General features: G+C 47.9%; 17 protein-coding genes and 1 riboswitch. All 17 genes read left to right on the forward strand.

Annotation, left to right across the window (positions count from 1 at the left end):
* The first annotated feature begins 123 nt into the window (after positions 1-123).
* The 17 genes from MHB85_RS03650 to MHB85_RS03730 all read left to right on the forward strand — a co-directional run bounded on the left by MHB85_RS03650 (position 124) and on the right by MHB85_RS03730 (position 18,633).
* The gene (locus tag MHB85_RS03650; protein WP_192135959.1) at positions 124-261 is read left to right on the forward strand and encodes a hypothetical protein; all 138 of its coding nucleotides are present in this window, start codon (positions 124-126) and stop codon (positions 259-261) included.
* Positions 262-385: 124 nt separating this feature from the next.
* Positions 386-649 (forward strand): DUF1294 domain-containing protein, encoded by a 264-nt coding sequence (locus MHB85_RS03655; protein ID WP_017690702.1) that lies wholly within the window; start codon positions 386-388, stop codon positions 647-649.
* A 173-nt stretch (positions 650-822) separates the two neighbouring features.
* Complete coding sequence (locus MHB85_RS03660; RefSeq protein ID WP_192135961.1) at positions 823-1,257, forward strand: universal stress protein; 435 nt, start codon at positions 823-825, stop codon at positions 1,255-1,257.
* Between the two features lie 270 nt (positions 1,258-1,527).
* Positions 1,528-1,629: riboswitch (purine riboswitch) on the forward strand.
* A 193-nt stretch (positions 1,630-1,822) separates the two neighbouring features.
* Entirely contained in the window at positions 1,823-2,308 is a 486-nt protein-coding gene (gene purE / locus MHB85_RS03665) for a 5-(carboxyamino)imidazole ribonucleotide mutase (protein ID WP_105602018.1), read from the forward strand.
* Positions 2,305-3,507, forward strand: coding sequence for a 5-(carboxyamino)imidazole ribonucleotide synthase (gene purK / locus MHB85_RS03670; RefSeq protein ID WP_244661136.1), 1,203 nt, complete (start codon positions 2,305-2,307; stop codon positions 3,505-3,507). The genes purE and purK overlap by 4 nt, the downstream gene beginning before the upstream one ends.
* Positions 3,504-4,802: an adenylosuccinate lyase gene (gene purB / locus MHB85_RS03675; RefSeq protein WP_036668399.1), complete on the forward strand. Its 1,299-nt coding sequence runs from the start codon at positions 3,504-3,506 to the stop codon at positions 4,800-4,802. Before purK ends, purB begins: the two co-directional genes overlap by 4 nt.
* A 378-nt stretch (positions 4,803-5,180) precedes the next feature.
* Positions 5,181-6,053 (forward strand): phosphoribosylaminoimidazolesuccinocarboxamide synthase, encoded by an 873-nt coding sequence (locus MHB85_RS03680; RefSeq protein ID WP_192135963.1) that lies wholly within the window; start codon positions 5,181-5,183, stop codon positions 6,051-6,053.
* Between the two features lie 601 nt (positions 6,054-6,654).
* A complete protein-coding gene (gene purS / locus MHB85_RS03685) occupies positions 6,655-6,900 on the forward strand; it encodes a phosphoribosylformylglycinamidine synthase subunit PurS (RefSeq protein ID WP_017690695.1) in 246 nt (81 codons plus the stop codon).
* A gap of 4 nt (positions 6,901-6,904) precedes the next feature.
* The gene (gene purQ / locus MHB85_RS03690) at positions 6,905-7,594 is read left to right on the forward strand and encodes a phosphoribosylformylglycinamidine synthase subunit PurQ (RefSeq protein WP_036606071.1); all 690 of its coding nucleotides are present in this window, start codon (positions 6,905-6,907) and stop codon (positions 7,592-7,594) included.
* Positions 7,572-9,815 carry a phosphoribosylformylglycinamidine synthase subunit PurL gene (gene purL / locus MHB85_RS03695; RefSeq protein ID WP_036668395.1) on the forward strand — a complete coding sequence of 748 codons (2,244 nt, stop codon included), beginning with the start codon at positions 7,572-7,574 and terminating at the stop codon, positions 9,813-9,815. Before purQ ends, purL begins: the two co-directional genes overlap by 23 nt.
* On the forward strand, positions 9,800-11,278 hold the full coding sequence (purF, locus tag MHB85_RS03700) for an amidophosphoribosyltransferase (RefSeq protein WP_192135965.1): 1,479 nt from the start codon (positions 9,800-9,802) through the stop codon (positions 11,276-11,278). Before purL ends, purF begins: the two co-directional genes overlap by 16 nt.
* Before the next feature lie 9 nt (positions 11,279-11,287).
* The gene (locus tag MHB85_RS03705; protein ID WP_192135967.1) at positions 11,288-11,725 is read left to right on the forward strand and encodes an immunity 26/phosphotriesterase HocA family protein; all 438 of its coding nucleotides are present in this window, start codon (positions 11,288-11,290) and stop codon (positions 11,723-11,725) included.
* 129 nt (positions 11,726-11,854) lie between these two features.
* Positions 11,855-12,895, forward strand: a complete 1,041-nt coding sequence (gene purM / locus MHB85_RS03710) for a phosphoribosylformylglycinamidine cyclo-ligase (RefSeq protein WP_105602187.1) — start codon at positions 11,855-11,857, stop codon at positions 12,893-12,895.
* Positions 12,895-13,512 carry a phosphoribosylglycinamide formyltransferase gene (gene purN, locus MHB85_RS03715; RefSeq protein ID WP_192135970.1) on the forward strand — a complete coding sequence of 206 codons (618 nt, stop codon included), beginning with the start codon at positions 12,895-12,897 and terminating at the stop codon, positions 13,510-13,512. Before purM ends, purN begins: the two co-directional genes overlap by 1 nt.
* Positions 13,513-13,632: 120 nt before the next feature.
* On the forward strand, positions 13,633-15,180 hold the full coding sequence (gene purH, locus MHB85_RS03720; protein WP_105602027.1) for a bifunctional phosphoribosylaminoimidazolecarboxamide formyltransferase/IMP cyclohydrolase: 1,548 nt from the start codon (positions 13,633-13,635) through the stop codon (positions 15,178-15,180).
* Between the two features lie 130 nt (positions 15,181-15,310).
* Positions 15,311-16,576, forward strand: a complete 1,266-nt coding sequence (purD, locus tag MHB85_RS03725; protein WP_341072396.1) for a phosphoribosylamine--glycine ligase — start codon at positions 15,311-15,313, stop codon at positions 16,574-16,576.
* Between the two features lie 719 nt (positions 16,577-17,295).
* Positions 17,296-18,633 (forward strand): hemolysin family protein, encoded by a 1,338-nt coding sequence (locus tag MHB85_RS03730; protein ID WP_341072398.1) that lies wholly within the window; start codon positions 17,296-17,298, stop codon positions 18,631-18,633.
* The last annotated feature ends 148 nt before the right edge of the window (positions 18,634-18,781 follow it).

An 18,781-nucleotide genomic window follows, 5' to 3' on the forward strand; every position in this document is an offset into this window, starting at 1 on the left:
AACCATGTGAATGATTTACTTATTTACTCCAAATAAACTGATTGAGACTTTTCTATTCATACTTGTAAAGTCGTATAAGATCCTCCGTTTTCAGGCAACGTAAGCCAAGGAGGTGATACCTATATGCCGCATAACAAACCAGAGAAAATCCATAACCAGCAAAACAAAGACAGTATTCGGGAAGAGAGTATCGCTGTGCGCCCGGACAAAGCAGCCAAAAGAGCACCAAGTCTGAACAGTATTCCAAAACAGGAGTCCTAGGTCAGAGCGATGTAGCATTTTACACAAATTTGCGGTTCCCTACCTGGTGCGTTGAACATGTCTCTGATGAGGACTATAATGGAGACAGGGAGATGTCCCGGGACAGGGGGATCGCTAGAAGTATATGCAAACCGGACTTATATTGTGGTTTTTATTTATTAATGTAGTTGGTTATCTGGTGATGTCGGATGATAAGAGGCGTGCACAACAGCGTCGTGACCGTACACCTGAACGAACGTTATTCTTGCTTGCGTTTATTGGCGGTGCTTTGGGAGTCTGGATCGCGATGTATCGGAAAAGGCATAAGACCAAACATCCCAGCTTCACTATTGGCATTCCGTTGTTGTTGTTCCTGAATGCGGTAATCTATGGTTACTTTATTCAATGAACACTTGAAACACACGCGTAATCGTTCATAGGTTTCATATGTAAATTCTTTCGTATAAATGGTTCATTGTGGCTCCAGAACGTTTAAGAAGTTATATGCTATGTTAGTTTATTGGATGTTAGACCGAAGCTTGCTTCGCGTGCTCTACATATAAAGGAAGGGACGGGATTCACATGTTATTTTCTAAAATATTAGTGGCTTATGATGGTTCCAAAGCTTCAAATAAAGCACTTGATCGTGCAATTGAGCTAGCCAAAGTGTCCCCGAATGCTGTACTGGATGTCATTCATGCTTTTGATTTCCCGCGTGTATTCATCGGTGAGGGGTTGGCGCCACTGCCACCTTCACTTAATAATGACTACTACAATCTGGCGGTGCAAACGACAGATGAAGCGAAAGAACGAATTCAGGCTGCTGGTGTAACGGCCAATGTGGATCTGATTCAAGGGGCGGCAGCCGAAGTGTTGCTTGATTTTGCCAGAGAAAATGATTCTGATATCATTATTATTGGTAGCCGCGGACTTGGTGGAATTCGGGAATTTGTCCTGGGTAGTGTCAGTCACAATGTGGTGCAGCATGCTCAGGTTCCAGTACTTGTCGTAAAATAATGGATGAAGTGTGCACGCACTGAAAAGCAGGGAGCCGGTTGTCTTCGAGAGATTGAAGAGGAGCCGGCTTTCTTTTATGGGATGAAATGGATGGCTGAGCGAATTTAAAGAAGCAATTCCCGAACATTATATTTGTCAATATGTTAAATGTTCGTCTTTAAGTTGACATTAGCTGTAGGGGATTGTTAGAATGTTAGATGTGTCGATCAGGTAAGAATAAGGTCGAGTAGGAACGAAATATGTAATAAGAGATTACAAAAATGAACGAAGATAGTTTGATAGATATTTGCTCGTATAACGCCGGGAATAGGGCCCGGAAGTATCTACCCGGGAACCGTAAATTTCCGGACTACGAGGAGATACGGCTGAGAGTCGCATGCAACCAGATGCGGACAGCAAGCCCCCTTTTGGCATGCCCAAATGAGGGATACGTATTTCTTAGAGTCCGGTGTCCGGAGAAAATGTGATGTTTTCGCGGGTAGCGGATTTTTTCATTTCACACGTAAAATGAATTCATTAATACCTGATGTAATCAAAAAAGCTCAGACGGGAGTTGGATGTATTCATGTCACTGCAAGTCGCTGTAATTATGGGCAGCAAGTCGGATTGGGAAACGATGAAACATGCGTGCGAGGTGCTGGACGAGCTGGAGATTGGTTATGAGAAAAAGGTGGTCTCCGCCCATCGTACACCGGATTTGATGTTTGAATACGCAGAGCAAGCAATTGATCGAGGATTCAAGGTGATCATTGCAGGTGCAGGCGGGGCAGCACATCTACCCGGTATGGTCGCTTCCAAAACGATGCTTCCAGTCATTGGCGTACCGGTTCAATCCAAAGCATTGAACGGTCTCGATTCCTTGTTGTCCATTGTTCAGATGCCTGGTGGTATTCCCGTCGCAACTGTAGCGATTGGCAAGGCAGGGGCAACGAATGCCGGATTGCTGGCAGCTCAGATGATCGGAGCTTTTGACCCGGATGTCCAACGTCGCTCTGAAGCTCGCCGAGAGCGTATCAAACAAGAAGTACTCGAAAGCAGTGAAGAACTATGAGTAGAATAGGGAATCAATCCGGTACTGCTGGAGAACTACAATATGTCCTGCTGCCTGGGAAAACAACCATCGGCATTCTTGGAGGCGGACAGCTCGGGCGTATGATTACGCTCGCAGGAACGGCAATGGGGTATCGATTTGTCACCCTTGATCCCGCTGCGGATGCACCTTGTGGTCAAGTTGCTCGTCAGATTGAAGCAGGATATGACGATGCCAAAGCTGCACTTGAACTGGCTCAGCAATGCGATGTTATTACGTATGAATTCGAAAATGTGGATGCAGAAGTCGCTGGGCTGCTTGAACGTGAGTCCTACGTTCCGCAAGGAAGTGCGTTATTGTACACCACACAACATCGATTACGTGAAAAACGTGCAATTGAAGCCGCTGGAGTAAGAGTCGCGCCTTATCGTGAGATCACGAGTGCGGATACGATGCTTGCTGCTGTAAGTGAACTTGGCGTGCCATGTGTACTGAAGACGGTGACTGGAGGTTACGATGGCAAAGGCCAGCGTGTAATTCGAGAAGCGAATGAGGCTGTGGCTGCCTACGAAGAGCTTGCCGCTACAGGTGCGGAACTGGTGCTGGAACAATTCATCAAGTTCGAATGCGAGATTTCGGTCGTTGTTGCGCGCAGTACCAATGGGGAGATCAAAACGTTCCCGCCAGCGGAGAACATTCATGTGAATAACATTTTGCATGCTTCCATTGTACCGGCTAGAGTTGCTGCAGATATCCAGATTGAAGCGCAAAAGCTGGCAGCCGTGGTTGCAGAATCGATGAAGGCTGTCGGGTTGCTAGCTGTGGAACTGTTTGTGGCGGCGGATGGAAGACTGTACGTCAACGAACTGGCGCCAAGACCGCATAATTCCGGTCACTATACGATGGAAGCTTGTGCCACTTCTCAGTTCGAACAACATATCCGTGCGATCTGCGGATTACCACTTGGGGACACTTCGTTATTGAGCCCGGTCGTTATGGTCAATGTGCTTGGAGAACATCTGGAAGGCATTATCGCCAGAACAGGGCAACCTGATGCAGAAGCGATAGAACTCGGTGTGATTCCCAAGCTTCACATATATGGTAAAACCGAAGCGAAAACAGGACGTAAGATGGGGCATGTGAATCTGCTTTGTCAGGATGTTGAAGAAGGATTGCAATGGATTGAACAAACTAACCTCTGGAGGAATACAAATTCATGATTGAACGTTATAGCAGACCCGAAATGAGAGCCATCTGGACCGAAGAGAACAAATTCCAATCGTGGCTGGAAGTTGAAATTTGTGCATGTGAGGCGTGGGCCGAACTGGGTGTAATCCCTAAGGAAGAAGCAGCATTGCTTCGTCAGAACGCATCTTTTGACATCGACCGCATCTATGAGATTGAAAAGGAAACACGTCATGACGTTATCGCATTTACACGTACGGTATCTGAAAGTCTGGGTGCGGAGCGGAAATGGGTGCACTACGGACTGACTTCCACAGATGTCGTGGATACGGCTCTGGGTTATGTACTGCGTCAAGCGAATGAGATTCTGGAAAAGGATATCGTGAATTTCATTGAAATTCTTCGTGAAAAAGCACTGGCTTATCAGCATACACCAATGATGGGACGCACGCACGGGGTACATGCAGAGCCAACAACATTTGGTCTGAAAATGGCGTTGTGGCATGAAGAGATGAAACGGAACCTGGAGCGTTTCCGTCATGCAGCAGACAATGTACAATACGGCAAAATCTCAGGCGCAGTAGGAACATACGCGAACATCGATCCGTTTGTTGAAGAGTTTGTCTGCGAGAAGCTGGGCACAAAGCCAGCGCCGATCTCGACTCAAACATTGCAACGTGACCGTCACGCAGAATATATGGCTACACTGGCGTTGATCGCAACGTCCTTGGACAAGTTTGCTACAGAGGTACGTGCACTGCAGAAGAGTGAGTTCCGTGAAGTGGAAGAAGCTTTTGCTAAAGGTCAAAAAGGATCTTCCGCAATGCCGCACAAGCGTAACCCAATTGGTAGTGAAAACATCTCCGGTTTGTCCCGCGTCATTCGCGGACATATGGTATCGGCATACGAGAACGTAACGCTCTGGCATGAACGCGACATCTCACATTCTTCCGTAGAACGTATCATTCTGCCGGATGCAACGATGCTGCTGAACTACATGCTGAACCGTTTTGGCAACATCGTGAAGAACCTGACGGTTTTCCCTGAAAACATGAAACGCAACATGGAGCGCACCTACGGGGTACCATTCTCCGGTCGCATCATGACAAAGCTGATCGACAAAGGTTTCAGCCGCGAGCAAGCATACGATACGGTTCAACCACGTGCGATGCAAGCATGGGAAGAACAACGCCAGTTCCAGGATATCGTGAAATCCACACCGGAAATCACGGAAGTACTGAACGAGGAAGAAATCGCAGATGCGTTCAACCCGTCATGGCACTTGAAGCACGTAGACACCATCTTCAAAAAGCTCGGCTTGAACGACTAATATATAACTCCCATAAGGCTATAGCGCAGAATGATGGTTTTGCAGGGAACGCAGAGGACAGAAATAAGCTGAAGAAGCGAACCTAAACGTTTCTGATAGAAAGCTACTTCGGAAGCATACGCTGCGCCTTTATCAAGCTTGGAACAAGTTTTTCTAACTAAAGTATAGGTTGATTATGTGTTCACGCTGGAACGGAGAAGGTAGAAAAAACCTGGAGAAACGAAGTGTTCGCCTTTATTCCCGGATTTTAACCCTTTGAAAGTAAGATTAAAAAATCCGGGAATAACAGCGATCGAAAGGTTGTTCTGCATTCGGAGTGGCCCGCGTGATGAGGGGAATTGAACTTATATTTTACATCTCCTGAAAGAAGGTGAGCCCATGGCACTGTCCACTGCGGCAGATCTCGTTAAAGCACCTCTGTTATATAAAGGAAAAGTACGTGAACTGTACGATCTGGGTGAACATTTTCTGATCGTGGTTACTGACCGAATCTCGGCTTTTGATTACGTGCTGGACCCGGCAGTTCCCGAGAAAGGAAACGTACTGAACAAACTCAGCAGTTTCTGGTTTGAACTGACAGGCAGCATGATGGAGAATCACGTGGTTCATACCGATGTGAATCAATTGGGTGATCTCGTCACAGACCCAGAATTGCTCAAAGACCGCATCATGGTAACCCGCAAAGCAGAACGCATTGATATTGAATGTGTTGTGCGTGGATACATCACTGGTGGTGGATGGAGACAATACGAGACGAGCGGTGAAGTGAATGGCATTAAACTGCCTGACGGACTTCGCAAGAACGCCAAACTCGAAGTTCCCATTTTCACCCCGGCAGCCAAAAACGATGTTGGTCATGATGAAGACATCCCAATGGATCGCATGAAAGAACTGGTGGGAGACACACTCGCAGTTGAGCTTCAGGAAAAAAGCCTGCGACTGTACGAATTCGCCCGTGATTACTGTGATCAGCGTGGCATCATTCTGGCAGACTGCAAATTCGAGTTCGGCATCGTGGACGGCAAGGTCATCCTGATTGACGAAATCTTCACCCCAGATGCTTCACGCTTCTGGGCCAAAGAGAATTATGAACTCGACATCGAGATCGACAGCATGGATAAAGAGCCAGTGCGCACCTTTCTAGCTGGAACCGATTGGGACAAGAACAGCAAACCTGATCCACTCCCGCAAGAGGTAGTTGAAGCAACAACCGCAAGATACGTCGATATTTATAATCGTTTAACGAAATAATAAAGTTTAACGTTTGAGCGCGAGCTACGGGAAAGTTTGAGGAAGCTAACGTTTGAGCGCGAGCTACGGGAAAGTTTGGCTTTCGATCGCTGTTGCCCCCGGAATGTTTTGATTGAATCCTTTTTTTCAAAAGGAAACATTCCGGTTGCAAAGGCGAACGCTTCGCTTCTCTAGCTCAAATCTTTCCCTCCGCCAGTGTTCAAACTGGTGGGTGAGGCAATGAAGAGCGATGGCTTCCCACAGGTATGGGAAGCCTGAAAGATTACGAGAATTGAATTCACTGGTTACTAAAGTTACTCAAAGACCATTAACTGTTTCCAGCATAATGGTCAGGCTAGACCATTACACACCGTGCAACGTAAAAGGTTTAGGCCTTTAAAAAACGTCGCATGGACTAGCGGAGGGGCGGAATTGTTCTTAAAGGAGCGAAGCGTTCGCCTTTGTCCCCGGGTTTTGACCGCAGAGCGGGCCAAAACAATCCAAAAACCTGGGGACAACAAGCGACCGGAAAGAACAATCCGCCCCGGAGCAAGCTCCACACCCCTTTTTTAACAGCATAAAGCATTTATCCCGTTCATTACTGAGGAGGAACATAAGGATCATGATCAAAGCAACCGTATATGTCACTATTAAGCAAAGCGTACTCGACCCGCAAGGCGTAGCTGTTCAAGGAGCCCTGCATTCAATGGGATTCAACGAAGTGGAAAGTGTACGGATCGGTAAAGTCATGGAACTGAACCTGGATACAACAGATCGTGCGGAAGCGGAGAAACGTTTGAAAGTCATGTGTGAAAAGCTGCTGGCCAACACCGTTGTTGAAGATTACCGCTACGAATTGGAGGGTTAATCTCATGAAATTTGCAGTTCTTGTGTTCCCTGGCTCCAACTGTGACATCGACTGTTACAAGGCAGTGGAAGATGCGATTGGACAAGAGGTTGATTATGTATGGCACACGGCTACAGATCTTTCGGCTTATGATTGTATTTTAGTTCCGGGTGGTTTCTCTTATGGTGACTACTTGCGTTGCGGAGCAATTTCCCGCTTTGCACCGGTAATGAACGAGGTAGCGAAAGCTGCTGAACAAGGTAAATATATTTTGGGTATTTGCAACGGATTCCAGATCCTGACGGAAGCGGGATTGCTTCCAGGTGCATTGATTCGTAATACTTCCCTGAAATTCCGTTGTCACGATACGGTATTGAAAGTGGCGAATGCAGATACACCATTTACACGTGACTATGCACCCGGTGAAGAGATTATCATCCCGATTGCTCACGGCGAAGGCAACTATTATTGCGACGAGGAGACGCTCGCGAGTCTGCAAGCGAACAACCAGATCGTATTTACGTATGGTACCAACCCTAACGGTTCCTTGGGTGATATTGCAGGAGTTTGTAACGAGGCTGGAAACGTGGTCGGCATGATGCCGCATCCAGAGCGTGCAGTGGATTCACTGTTTGGTTCGGAAGACGGCAAACGTATGTTTACATCTATTTTGAAAGCATGGAGGGATCGGCATGACGCAGCAGCTATCCGCTAAGGAACCAACAGCAGAACAGGTCGCAGAACATAAACTTTACGCACAAATGGGCGTATCTGACAGCGAGTATGAGCTGATCTGTGAGTTCATGGGCCGCAAGCCAAACTACACGGAAATTGGTGTGTTCAGTGTAATGTGGTCTGAGCATTGTGCTTATAAAAACTCCAAGCCATTGCTGCGCCGTTTCCCAACCACTGGACCACGTGTCCTGATGGGACCTGGTGAAGGTGCCGGTATCGTGGATATCGGTGATAACCAGGCCGTTGTATTCAAAATTGAAAGCCATAACCATCCTTCCGCGGTTGAGCCTTATCAAGGTGCGGCAACAGGTGTGGGCGGCATTATCCGTGATATTTTCTCCATGGGTGCAAGACCGGTAGCAATACTGAACTCCCTGCGTTTCGGTAAGCTGGAGAGTGATCGCGTTAAATATTTGTTCGAACATGTGGTAGCGGGTATTGCTGGATACGGTAACTGTATCGGTATTCCTACCGTTGGTGGCGAAGTGATGTTTGATGAGAGCTATGAAGGCAATCCGCTGGTTAACGCCATGTGTGTGGGTCTGATTGATCATGACAAGATCCAGCGCGGTGTAGCTAAAGGTGTAGGTAACCCAGTCTATTATGTTGGGCCACCGACAGGCCGCGATGGTATTCATGGAGCAACCTTTGCATCGGTTGAACTGACGGAAGAATCCGAGTCCCAACGGACAGCGGTTCAGGTCGGTGACCCGTTTATGGAGAAACTGGTGATGGAATCTTGTCTGGAATTGATCGACACGGGCATCGTGCTCGGAATTCAGGATATGGGTGCTGCGGGTCTGACATGTTCGAGTGCAGAGATGGCAAGTAAAGCGGGTAACGGTCTGGAACTGTATCTGGATCAGGTACCACAGCGTGAAGAAGGCATGACCCCTTACGAGATGATGTTGTCTGAGTCCCAAGAACGGATGTTGTTCGTTGTTGAGCCGAAGGATGAGGCGCAGGCGATGGAAATCTTTGAACGTTGGGGCGTAATCTGTGCCAAAGTTGGTAAAGTAACGGATGACGGCCGTCTGAAATTGATCCACCACGGCGAAGTGGTCGGAGATATGCCGGTAACGGCACTGGTTGACGAATGTCCAGTGTATGACAAACCTTCATCTGTACCTGCCTACTACGAGCAAAGTGCTTCTATCGACACGCTTCGTTACGACGAAGTGTCGGATCTCGGCGGAGCGCTGAAACAAGTGCTGGCTTCACCAACAGTAGCAAGTAAAAAATGGATTTATGATCAATACGACTACATGGTGCGTACAAGCACTGCTGTTCGTCCAGGTTCGGATGCGGCTGTAGTTACGATTCGTGGCACACGCAAAGGTCTCGCCATGACAACGGACTGTAATGGACGTTATGTGTACCTTGATCCTGAAGTTGGTGGACGGATCGCCGTAAGTGAAGCAGCGCGTAACATTGTATGTTCCGGTGCTGAGCCGCTGGCGATCACGGACAACCTAAACTTTGGTAACCCGGAGAAGCCGGATATTTTCTGGCAAATGGAGAAAGCGGTAGACGGTATGGCGGAAGCTTGTCGTGTGCTGGATACGCCGGTAATCGGTGGTAACGTAAGTCTGTATAACGAAAACGCCAAAGGCTCCATCTATCCAACGCCAGTTGTCGGTATGGTAGGTCTCGTTCATGATACGGATCATATCACGACACAAGCATTCAAATCCGAAGGTGATGTGATCATCCTCCTGGGTGAAACAAAAGCTGAACTGGGCGGCAGCGAGCTGCAATACGCGGTTCATGGTCAGACTGAAGGCCGTCCGCCAGAACTGAACTTGCAGACGGAAAAAGCGTTGCTCAGCACGGTGCTGGAAGCTATTCAATCCGGTCTCGTTCGCTCGGCACATGACTTGTCTGAAGGCGGATTGGCTGTAGCACTCGCAGAGTCTTGTATTAGCGGTAACGTAGGCGCTCAGGTGAATGTGGAGACTGCACTGCGTGCAGATCACGCCTTGTTCAGTGAGAGTCAATCCCGTATCTTGTTGTCGGCTACGCCAGAGCAAGCGGGTAAACTTGAAGCATTTGTACGTGAGCGCGGTGTACCTGTAGCTGTGATTGGACGTGTAGAAGGAAGTAACCTGACGATTGAATTGAACGGAACATCAGCCGTGAGCGAACCTGTAGGAGGTTTGGCTCAGGTCTGGGAGGATGCGATTCCATGTCTCATGAACTGACGACAGGACCGTTGTGGACAGGCGATTATTATAATGAAGGGTCCGGCAAGGAAGGACTCGACAAATTGAAGGAAGAATGTGGCGTGTTCGGGGTGTTCAGACACCCTGACGCGGCTTCACTCTCCTATTATGGACTGCATGCGCTGCAACATCGGGGCGAAGAAAGTGCAGGCATGTGTGTGAGTGATGGCAGCCAGTTTAACTATCATCGCGGCATGGGTCTGGTGAAAGAAGTGTTCACCAAAGATCTGATGCAGACGTTAACCGGGGATATTTCCATTGGACATGTCCGTTATTCAACAAGTGGTGACAGTAAACTGACGAACGCACAGCCACTGGTATTCAAATACCGTGATGGCGATTTGGCAGTAGCAACCAACGGAAACATTGTGAATGCACCAACGATCCGGCGTGAGCTGGAGCAGAGCGGTTCCATTTTCCAAACAACGAGTGATACCGAGGTTATTGCGCATCTGATTGCACGATCCTCCAAAGGGCTTGTTGAAGCAGCAAAAGAGGCATTCCAGCGCATTGTTGGCGGTTATGCGTTTCTGATCATGACCAATGACAAGCTGCTCGTAGCTTCCGATCCACACGGACTTCGTCCGCTCACGATGGGTAAGCTCGGAGATGCGTATCTGTTTGCATCCGAGACGTGTGCGCTGGAAACAATTGGCGCAGAGTTAATTCGTGATATTGAACCCGGTGAACTGCTTGTGCTGGATGCAGATGGACTGCATGAAGATCGCTTCGATCATCACAAACACCGCAAGGCATTATGTGCGATGGAATATATATATTTTGCTCGTCCGGATAGTGATATGAATGGTGCGAACCAACATGCTGCCCGTAAACGGATGGGAAGCCGCATGGCGATTGAGTCGTTTGTGGATGCGGACTTGGTTACGGGGGTACCAGATTCCAGCATCTCGGCGGCGATTGGGTATGCTGAACAGACAGGTATTCCGTATGAGATGGGTATGATCAAGAACAAATACACCGGACGTACGTTTATCCAGCCAAGCCAGGAATTGCGGGAGCAGGGCGTGAAGATGAAGCTGAGCGCTGTGCGTCGCGTTGTGGAAGGCAAACGTGTGGTTATGATTGACGACTCCATCGTACGGGGAACGACCTCCCGGCGGATCGTGAACATGCTGCGTGATGCAGGAGCAACGGAAGTTCATGTACGCATTACATCGCCACCTTTCAAAAACCCTTGTTTCTATGGCATTGATACACCGGACAGCCGCGAATTGATCGCCTCACAGCTGTCGGTGGAAGAAATCTGTCGTGAAATTAATGCGGACTCCTTGGAGTTCCTCAGTCCCGATGGACTGATTGCATCCATTCAGGGAGATAATCAGGATGATCCCAAGGGCGGGCTTTGCCTCGCATGTTTTGATAATGATTACCCAACCCGCCTCGACTTTGGCGGCGAAGAAAAATTCGGTTGCAGCTGTTAATGCATGCGGATGAGAAAGAGTTATAACGAAGGTGACGTGTTCTTGATTCCGATGAAGGATGGCCGATTTGCGGTATGCCAGGTGGTATGCACACTTAAAGGTCGTTTTAAAAAGACATTTTCGTTCGGCGTGATGAGCATTCAGCGTGACGAAACCGAAAAGTTGGAAGATGGCGATTTTCTCTTCTATTCTTATGGGAACCGTAGAAGCAACGTTATATTCACTTCTCCGGCCAATATCCGAAACGGATCGTGGAGGATCGTGGGTAACACACCTTTGACGCCCGAAAAGGAAGAACTGAAAGTGTTTCAGTGTGCCGGACATTTATACTGCGGTGATGAGTACATTCGTAACCTCCCGATAGAAGAGTATAGTCAGTTTAATACGCTCGGCGTAGCCGGGTTTGAATTGGTACAAAACCATCTGTTAGAGATGGAGCAAGGATAGGTAGGTTGGACTTAACATAGACACGATAAAAGCTGGAGATAACGGCAATCGAAAGGTTGTCCAGTCATCGAAGAGGTACGTGTTAATACGCTGGTTCAATTTTTATAAGATACGAAGGGTGTGATGGTTGTGTCCGAAGCATATAAAAAGGCCGGCGTCGATATCGCGGCAGGTAATGAAGCGGTTGAACGGATGAAAAAACACGTGAAGCGTACCTTCCGTCCGGAAGTGATGACAGATCTGGGTGGATTCGGTGCCCTGTTCGGTTTGAACAAAGATAAATACGATGAGCCTGTACTTGTATCGGGTACGGATGGCGTAGGCACCAAGCTGAAGATTGCATTTGCCATGGACCGTCACGATACCATCGGAATTGACGCGGTAGCCATGTGTGTGAACGACATTGTGGTACAGGGTGCAGAACCACTCTTCTTCCTCGACTATCTGGCATGTGACAAAGTCATTCCGGAGAAGATCGAAGCTATTGTTGCGGGTATCGCTGAAGGCTGTCATCAATCGGGTTGTGCGCTGATTGGTGGCGAGACGGCAGAGATGCCGGGCATGTACAGTGAAGGCGAATACGATATTGCCGGATTCACGGTGGGCATCGTGGACAAAGCAAAGATCATCAACGGCACAACCATCGCCCCTGGCGACACTGTGATTGGATTGGCCTCTAGCGGTGTACACAGTAACGGATTCTCGCTGGTACGCAGACTTTTGTTGGAAGATGCGGGACTTGATCTGCATGATGAAGTAGCGGAACTGGGCGGTAAGCTGGGGGATTCCCTGTTGGAACCTACGAAAATCTATGTTAAACCCCTGTTGTCCCTGCTGGAAAAGGTAAAAGTAAAAGGCATGGCACACATTACAGGTGGTGGCTTCATCGAGAATATCCCACGTATGTTGCCGAGCAACGTGAATGTGGATATTAACTACGGCTCTTGGCCGATCCTGCCGATCTTCAACCTGTTACAGGAAAAGGGATCTGTCTCGAACCGTGACATGTTCACCACATTTAACATGGGTGTTGGGCTTGTACTGGTCGTTAATGAAGCAGATGCAACGGAAGCACTGCAACAATTGAAAGCATCTGGTGAAGAAGCGTACATCATTGGCCGTGTTACTGAAGGAGATGCGCGAGTAACCTTCACAGGAGCGGATGTTTAATGGCGAACTACCGCATAGCTGTATTTGCCTCGGGTGAAGGGACCAACTTTCAGTCATTGGTTGATGCAGTACGAAACGGTGGGCTGAATGCATCCGTGGATCTGCTCGTGTGTGATAAACCGTCTGCACGTGTTGTGCAGCGGGCACAGGATGCAGGCGTGGATTGTCATCTGTTTACTCCGAAAAATTATGCTTCCCGTGAAGCTTATGAGGCAGAGATCGTGGAAGTGCTTGAATCCAAAAAGATCGACTTGGTCGTTCTTGCGGGATATATGAGATTGCTGACTTCGGTTGTGGTGGATCGTTACGCTGGGCGGTTGATTAACATTCATCCGTCCTTGCTGCCGGCATTTGCAGGCAAGGATGCGATTGGACAGGCTATCGAATACGGTGTGAAAGTTACGGGTGTGACCGTGCATTTTGTGGACGGAGGCATGGATACTGGACCGATTATTGCCCAGCATCCGGTTCCCATTTTGCCAGAGGATACGCCTGAGTCAATCAGCCGTTCCATTCATGCGGCCGAACAGCAGTTATACCCCGAAGTGGTATCTTGGTTCGCTCAAGGTTTGGTTCAATTGAATGGGCGTCACGTCACTGTTAACAAACGGGTTTGATACCACTTATATAACAGAAGTCGAAAATTGGTACGCATTTTGTGATATTTCTCGGGAAATAAATCGGCTGTGTTTCGTCAGGAAACGCGAAGCCATGGGACATTAAAGGAGGAGCATATTGTGAGTATCAAAAGAGCGCTGGTCAGCGTATGGGATAAAACAGGCATCGTGGACTTTTGCCGCGAGCTGTCGCAAATGGGTGTGGAGATTATTTCGACAGGAGGTACAAGCAGCCTGTTGTCGAAGGAAGGCGTACCTGTCATCGGAATTTCGGATGTGACCGGATTTCCGGAAATTATGGACGGACGTGTCAAAACATTGCATCCGGCAGTGCATGGTGGGTTGCTGGCTGTTCGTGACAGCGAAGAGCATAAGCGCCAGATGGAAGAGAACGGACTGGATTATATCGACCTTGTTGTCGTGAACCTGTACCCCTTCCAAGATACTATTGCTAAACCCGATGTGACGTACGAAGATGCGATCGAGAACATCGATATTGGTGGTCCTACCATGCTTCGTTCTGCTGCCAAAAACCATGCTTTTGTTAGTGTCGTTGTTGACACAGCAGATTACGGCAAGGTGCTTGAAGAAGTTCGCAGCAATGGAGATACCACTCTCGAAACACGCAAACGGCTTGCGGCAAAAGTGTTCCGCCATACAGCGGCTTACGATGCAGTTATTTCTGACTATCTCTCCAACCTGAACGGTGATCCGTTGCCAGAGCGTCTAACGGTTACTTACGAAAAACTCCAGGATTTGCGTTACGGCGAAAATCCACACCAGCAAGCGGCATTCTACCGCAAACCGCTGGCTGCTCAAGATACGTTGACAACAGCCGAGCAATTGCATGGCAAAGAGTTGTCTTACAATAACATCAACGATGCGAACGCAGCATTGCAGATTGTCAAAGAGTTTGAAGAACCGGCTGTTGTCGCGGTTAAACATATGAATCCATGTGGCGTGGGCATTGGCGCAAGTATCTATGAAGCTTACAGCAAGGCATATGCTGCAGATCCAACGTCTATCTTTGGTGGCATTGTGGCAGCGAACCGCATTATCGACAGCGATACAGCATCTAAATTGAGCGAGATTTTCCTGGAAATCGTGCTTGCTCCTGACTTTACACAAGAGGCTCTCGATATCCTGACGAAGAAGAAAAACATTCGTTTGCTCAAAACAGGTGAGTTGAATGCTGCTCGTAAACGGGAGAGCCAATTCGTGGTTACGTCCATCGACGGCGGCATGATCGTGCAACAGTCTGATGTTCACTCCATTGAAGCGAGCGAGCTGAACGTGGTTACGGATCGTGCGCCATCGGAAGAAGAACTGAAACAGCTGTTGTTTGGCTGGAAAGTAGTTAAACACGTGAAATCCAACGCGATTGTACTTGCTGCGAATGACATGACAGTAGGTGTGGGCGCTGGACAAATGAATCGTGTGGGTGCAGCCAAAATTGCGATTGAGCAAGCTGGCGAGCAAGCAAAAGGCGCTATTCTGGCATCAGATGCGTTTTTCCCAATGGGTGATACGCTGGAACTGGCAGCAAAAGCCGGCATTACAGCGGTAATTCAACCTGGCGGTTCGATCAAAGATGAAGAATCCATCAAAGTAGCCAATGAATACGGAATTGCCATGGTCTTCACAGGCGTTCGTCACTTCAAACACTAGAGCGTAAAAGGTTCAAATAAGGGGTGTCGCCAGTCATACTTATGACTTATGGTACACCCCCTATTTTTTAGGTTGTTCAATACGCAGTAGCGTAACAAATCCAGTTATGCACGGAGGGGGAACAGAGCGAATGGATATTCTGGTAGTAGGCGGCGGTGGCCGGGAGCACGCAATCATCTGGGCGCTGGCGAAGAGTCCAAAGGTAGACAAGATTCACTGTGCACCGGGAAATGCGGGTATTGCTCAGCTCGCTGAGTGTCATGCCATTGCGGTAAATGAATTCGATAAACTAACGGCTCTTGCTGTAGAGCTTAAAGTGGGATTAGTAGTTATTGGTCCGGATGATCCGCTGGCAGATGGGATCGTGGATGCATTTGATTCGACAGGTATTCTGGTATTCGGACCTCGTCGCAATGCAGCAGAGATCGAAGGAAGTAAAACGTTCATGAAGGACCTGCTGCACAAGTACAACATTCCAACCGCAGCCTATGAGAAATTCGACAACTACGAACAGGCTCAAGCATACCTGAATGAGCAAGCGATTCCGGTTGTCATTAAGGCAGATGGACTGGCAGCGGGCAAAGGTGTGACGGTAGCTTATTCCCGTGATGAGGCTGATCAGGCTCTGCGCAGCATCATGGTGGAGAAGGTATTTGGTGAAGCGGGAGCCAAAGTCATCATCGAGGAATTCCTCGCAGGGCAGGAAATGTCCATTCTGGCCTTTGTTGATGGAGAGACGGTTCGTCCGATGGCCGCAGCACAGGATCACAAACCTGTATTCGACAATGACCAGGGGCCAAACACAGGCGGTATGGGTACATACTCACCATTGCCACATATCCCTGCATCCATTATTGAAGAAGCCGTGGAGACGATCATCAAACCAACGGCCAAGGCAATGGTATCCGAGGGGCGTCCATTCCAAGGCGTATTGTTTGCCGGGTTGATGATCTCGCCGGATGGCAAACCCAAAACGATTGAGTTCAATGCACGTTTTGGGGATCCGGAAACACAGGTTGTATTGCCACGTCTGAAGAGTGACTTGTTCGATATCTTCTGGGCAACCGTTCATGGCAAGCTGGCTGACATTGAGATTGAATGGAGTGATGAAGCCGCAGTATGTGTGGTGCTTGCTTCAGGAGGATATCCGGGACCTTATGCCAAAGGTGTAGTCATTGAAGGACTGGACCAAGTAGATGATGCTGTGGTATTCCACGCAGGTACAGCGCGTAGTGAAGCGGGAGACTGGGTCACAAATGGTGGACGGATCCTGGGCGTAGTTGGCCTTGGTGCGAATATTGCCGAAGCTAGAAACAAAGCCTATGCGCAGGCGGAGCGTATCCGTTTTGATGGTAAACATCAGCGGACAGACATTGCTGCCAAAGCACTCGTATAGAATAAATACAAGAGCCCGTAAAGATCTATACCGAAAAGGTATTTGCATCCTGCGGGCTCTTTGCTGCGTATACAGATGTATCTTGTGTAAACGGCCGGACTCGTCCATACGAGAAAGCCTTGGGAAAGACGCAAATTAGGAGTGGATCAGGATGATCACGCATGTTTAACGCTCTAAACTAAAGGGTAGTATTTTTATAAATTGGACTATACTAAACATGTGAAGATTATCACATTATGAGGTAATAACCATCATATTATAGAAAGTACGTAACATACATAGAGACTAATTTGTGAACATTATACTGTAACCTTGTTCCAAACCATAACGTGCAACTGGATGGTTGAGCGGGAAACATGGTATACTTTTCGGAAACAGGAATGAGTAAGAGGGGAGGTGGATATCTATTGGGTAGGCGATATTGTAAATTGTCCAAATGGCGAATCTAGGTGGAGTTAAGCGAGGAACAATTGACAGCATGAGGGGTAAACCCGATTTGAATGAAGAAGTTTCTGCAAGTCATTGACTTCATCTTGAATTCCTGTTTTGTAATTTTACAAGGTCAAACGTAAGACTTATACAAAAATTATCATTGAAATCGATTTTATATAAGGCAGACGTCGTTGTTGTAAGACTAACAGCTGATGAATGGTTAACACAGTTAACGGATCACGCTGTAACTATCTCTGGAGGTGAATCCCTGAGAATCGGGGAAATCATTGGACATAATTACCATATTGAATATCGCTTTACTTATTATCTTGATTGCATTGACTGCATTTTTCGTAGCATCGGAGTTCGCTGTAGTCAAAATTCGTACATCAAGAGTGGATCAACTGGTTGCGGAAGGCAATAAAAAGGCTGTACTCGCCAAAAAAGTTGTCTCGGACCTGGATTATTATCTGTCAGCCTGTCAGCTCGGTATCACGGTCACTGCTCTAGGACTGGGAGCACTCGGAAAACCGACGGTTGAGAGATTGTTATACCCGGTATTCAATTATTTAGACGTACCTGCTTCGATCTCATCCATTGCTTCCTATGCGATTGCCTTTATCCTCGTCACGTTTTTGCATGTGGTTGTTGGTGAGATGGCACCCAAAACATTGGCGATTCAGTTTTCGGAAAAACTGACGTTATTACTCTCGCCGCCTCTATATTGGTTTGGTAAAATCATGTACCCATTCATCTGGGCGCTTAATGGAACCTCACGTGTTCTTCTGCGAGGATTCGGTGTAAAGCCTGCCAAACATGATCAAGCCTACTCGGAGGACGAGATCAAAATCATCATGAACCAGAGTTATGAAGGAGACGAGAACAACAAGACCAAGCTTTCATATCTGGAAAATGTATTTGTGTTCGACGAACGTGATGCCAAAGACATCATGGTACCTCGTACAGAACTGGTGACATTAGATCAGGATATGACCTATGACGATATTATTCCTATATTGGATGAACATAACTATTCACGTTACCCTGTCATCGAGGATGGGGACAAGGATCGCATCATCGGCGTTGTGAATGTGAAAAAGATTTTGCCTGACATGGTAGCCGCAAGATCATATCAACTAAGCGAGTTCGTTCGTGAGATCCCATTCGTTTCCGAAGTTACAAGTATCCAGGATGCGATGATTAAAATGCAGCAGGAACGTGTACACATGGCCGTGGTCGTGGATGAATACGGCGGTACCTCGGGTATCATTACGATGGAGGATATTCTGGAGGAGCTAGTTGGTGAGATTCGCGATGAATTCGATGCCGATGAGGTGGCCGATATTCAGGAGACCGGAGAGAATCAATATCTCATTAATGGCCGGGTACTTTTGGATGAAGTGGAGCGGCAGTTCGGGCTTAGCTTTGAAGGAAACGAAGAGATGGATACCGTGGCCGGATGGATTCAGTACCAGAAGGGTGTAGGTGTGGAAAAAGGCGACACGGTAGAACACGGCGATTATGTCTGGACTGTTGTGGATACCGAAAATTATCACATCAAACAAGTTCTTCTGGAACGAGTGAGCGGCGCGCAGGTTGAGGAAGCTGCAAGCGATCTGGCGTAATCTTACCCGGAAATTTTTTAAATTTAAATGTTTTTGCGATAACGGAGAGGACAGAATAGACTGAAGAAGCGAAGCGTCCGCCTTTATCCCCGGATTTTCCCCTTTTATATAAGGATCTAAAAAATCTGGGGATAACAGCGTTCGGAAG

Source organism: Paenibacillus sp. FSL K6-4396, from assembly GCF_038002525.1.
Taxonomy (GTDB): domain Bacteria; phylum Bacillota; class Bacilli; order Paenibacillales; family Paenibacillaceae; genus Paenibacillus; species Paenibacillus amylolyticus_B.

Bases quoted from the DNA above. Each gene is read 5' to 3' on its own strand.
- purD (WP_341072396.1), top strand. From the start codon at position 15,311: ATGGATATTCTGGTAGTAGGCGGCGGTGGCCGGGAGCACGCAATCATC.
- purL (WP_036668395.1), top strand. From the start codon at position 7,572: ATGACGCAGCAGCTATCCGCTAAGGAACCAACAGCAGAACAGGTCGCA.
- MHB85_RS03660 (WP_192135961.1), top strand. From the start codon at position 823: ATGTTATTTTCTAAAATATTAGTGGCTTATGATGGTTCCAAAGCTTCA.
- purB (WP_036668399.1), top strand. From the start codon at position 3,504: ATGATTGAACGTTATAGCAGACCCGAAATGAGAGCCATCTGGACCGAA.
- MHB85_RS03650 (WP_192135959.1), top strand. From the start codon at position 124: ATGCCGCATAACAAACCAGAGAAAATCCATAACCAGCAAAACAAAGAC.
- MHB85_RS03655 (WP_017690702.1), top strand. From the start codon at position 386: ATGCAAACCGGACTTATATTGTGGTTTTTATTTATTAATGTAGTTGGT.
- purS (WP_017690695.1), top strand. From the start codon at position 6,655: ATGATCAAAGCAACCGTATATGTCACTATTAAGCAAAGCGTACTCGAC.
- purN (WP_192135970.1), top strand. From the start codon at position 12,895: ATGGCGAACTACCGCATAGCTGTATTTGCCTCGGGTGAAGGGACCAAC.
- MHB85_RS03680 (WP_192135963.1), top strand. From the start codon at position 5,181: ATGGCACTGTCCACTGCGGCAGATCTCGTTAAAGCACCTCTGTTATAT.
- MHB85_RS03705 (WP_192135967.1), top strand. From the start codon at position 11,288: ATGAGAAAGAGTTATAACGAAGGTGACGTGTTCTTGATTCCGATGAAG.
- purQ (WP_036606071.1), top strand. From the start codon at position 6,905: ATGAAATTTGCAGTTCTTGTGTTCCCTGGCTCCAACTGTGACATCGAC.
- purE (WP_105602018.1), top strand. From the start codon at position 1,823: ATGTCACTGCAAGTCGCTGTAATTATGGGCAGCAAGTCGGATTGGGAA.
- purK (WP_244661136.1), top strand. From the start codon at position 2,305: ATGAGTAGAATAGGGAATCAATCCGGTACTGCTGGAGAACTACAATAT.
- purF (WP_192135965.1), top strand. From the start codon at position 9,800: ATGTCTCATGAACTGACGACAGGACCGTTGTGGACAGGCGATTATTAT.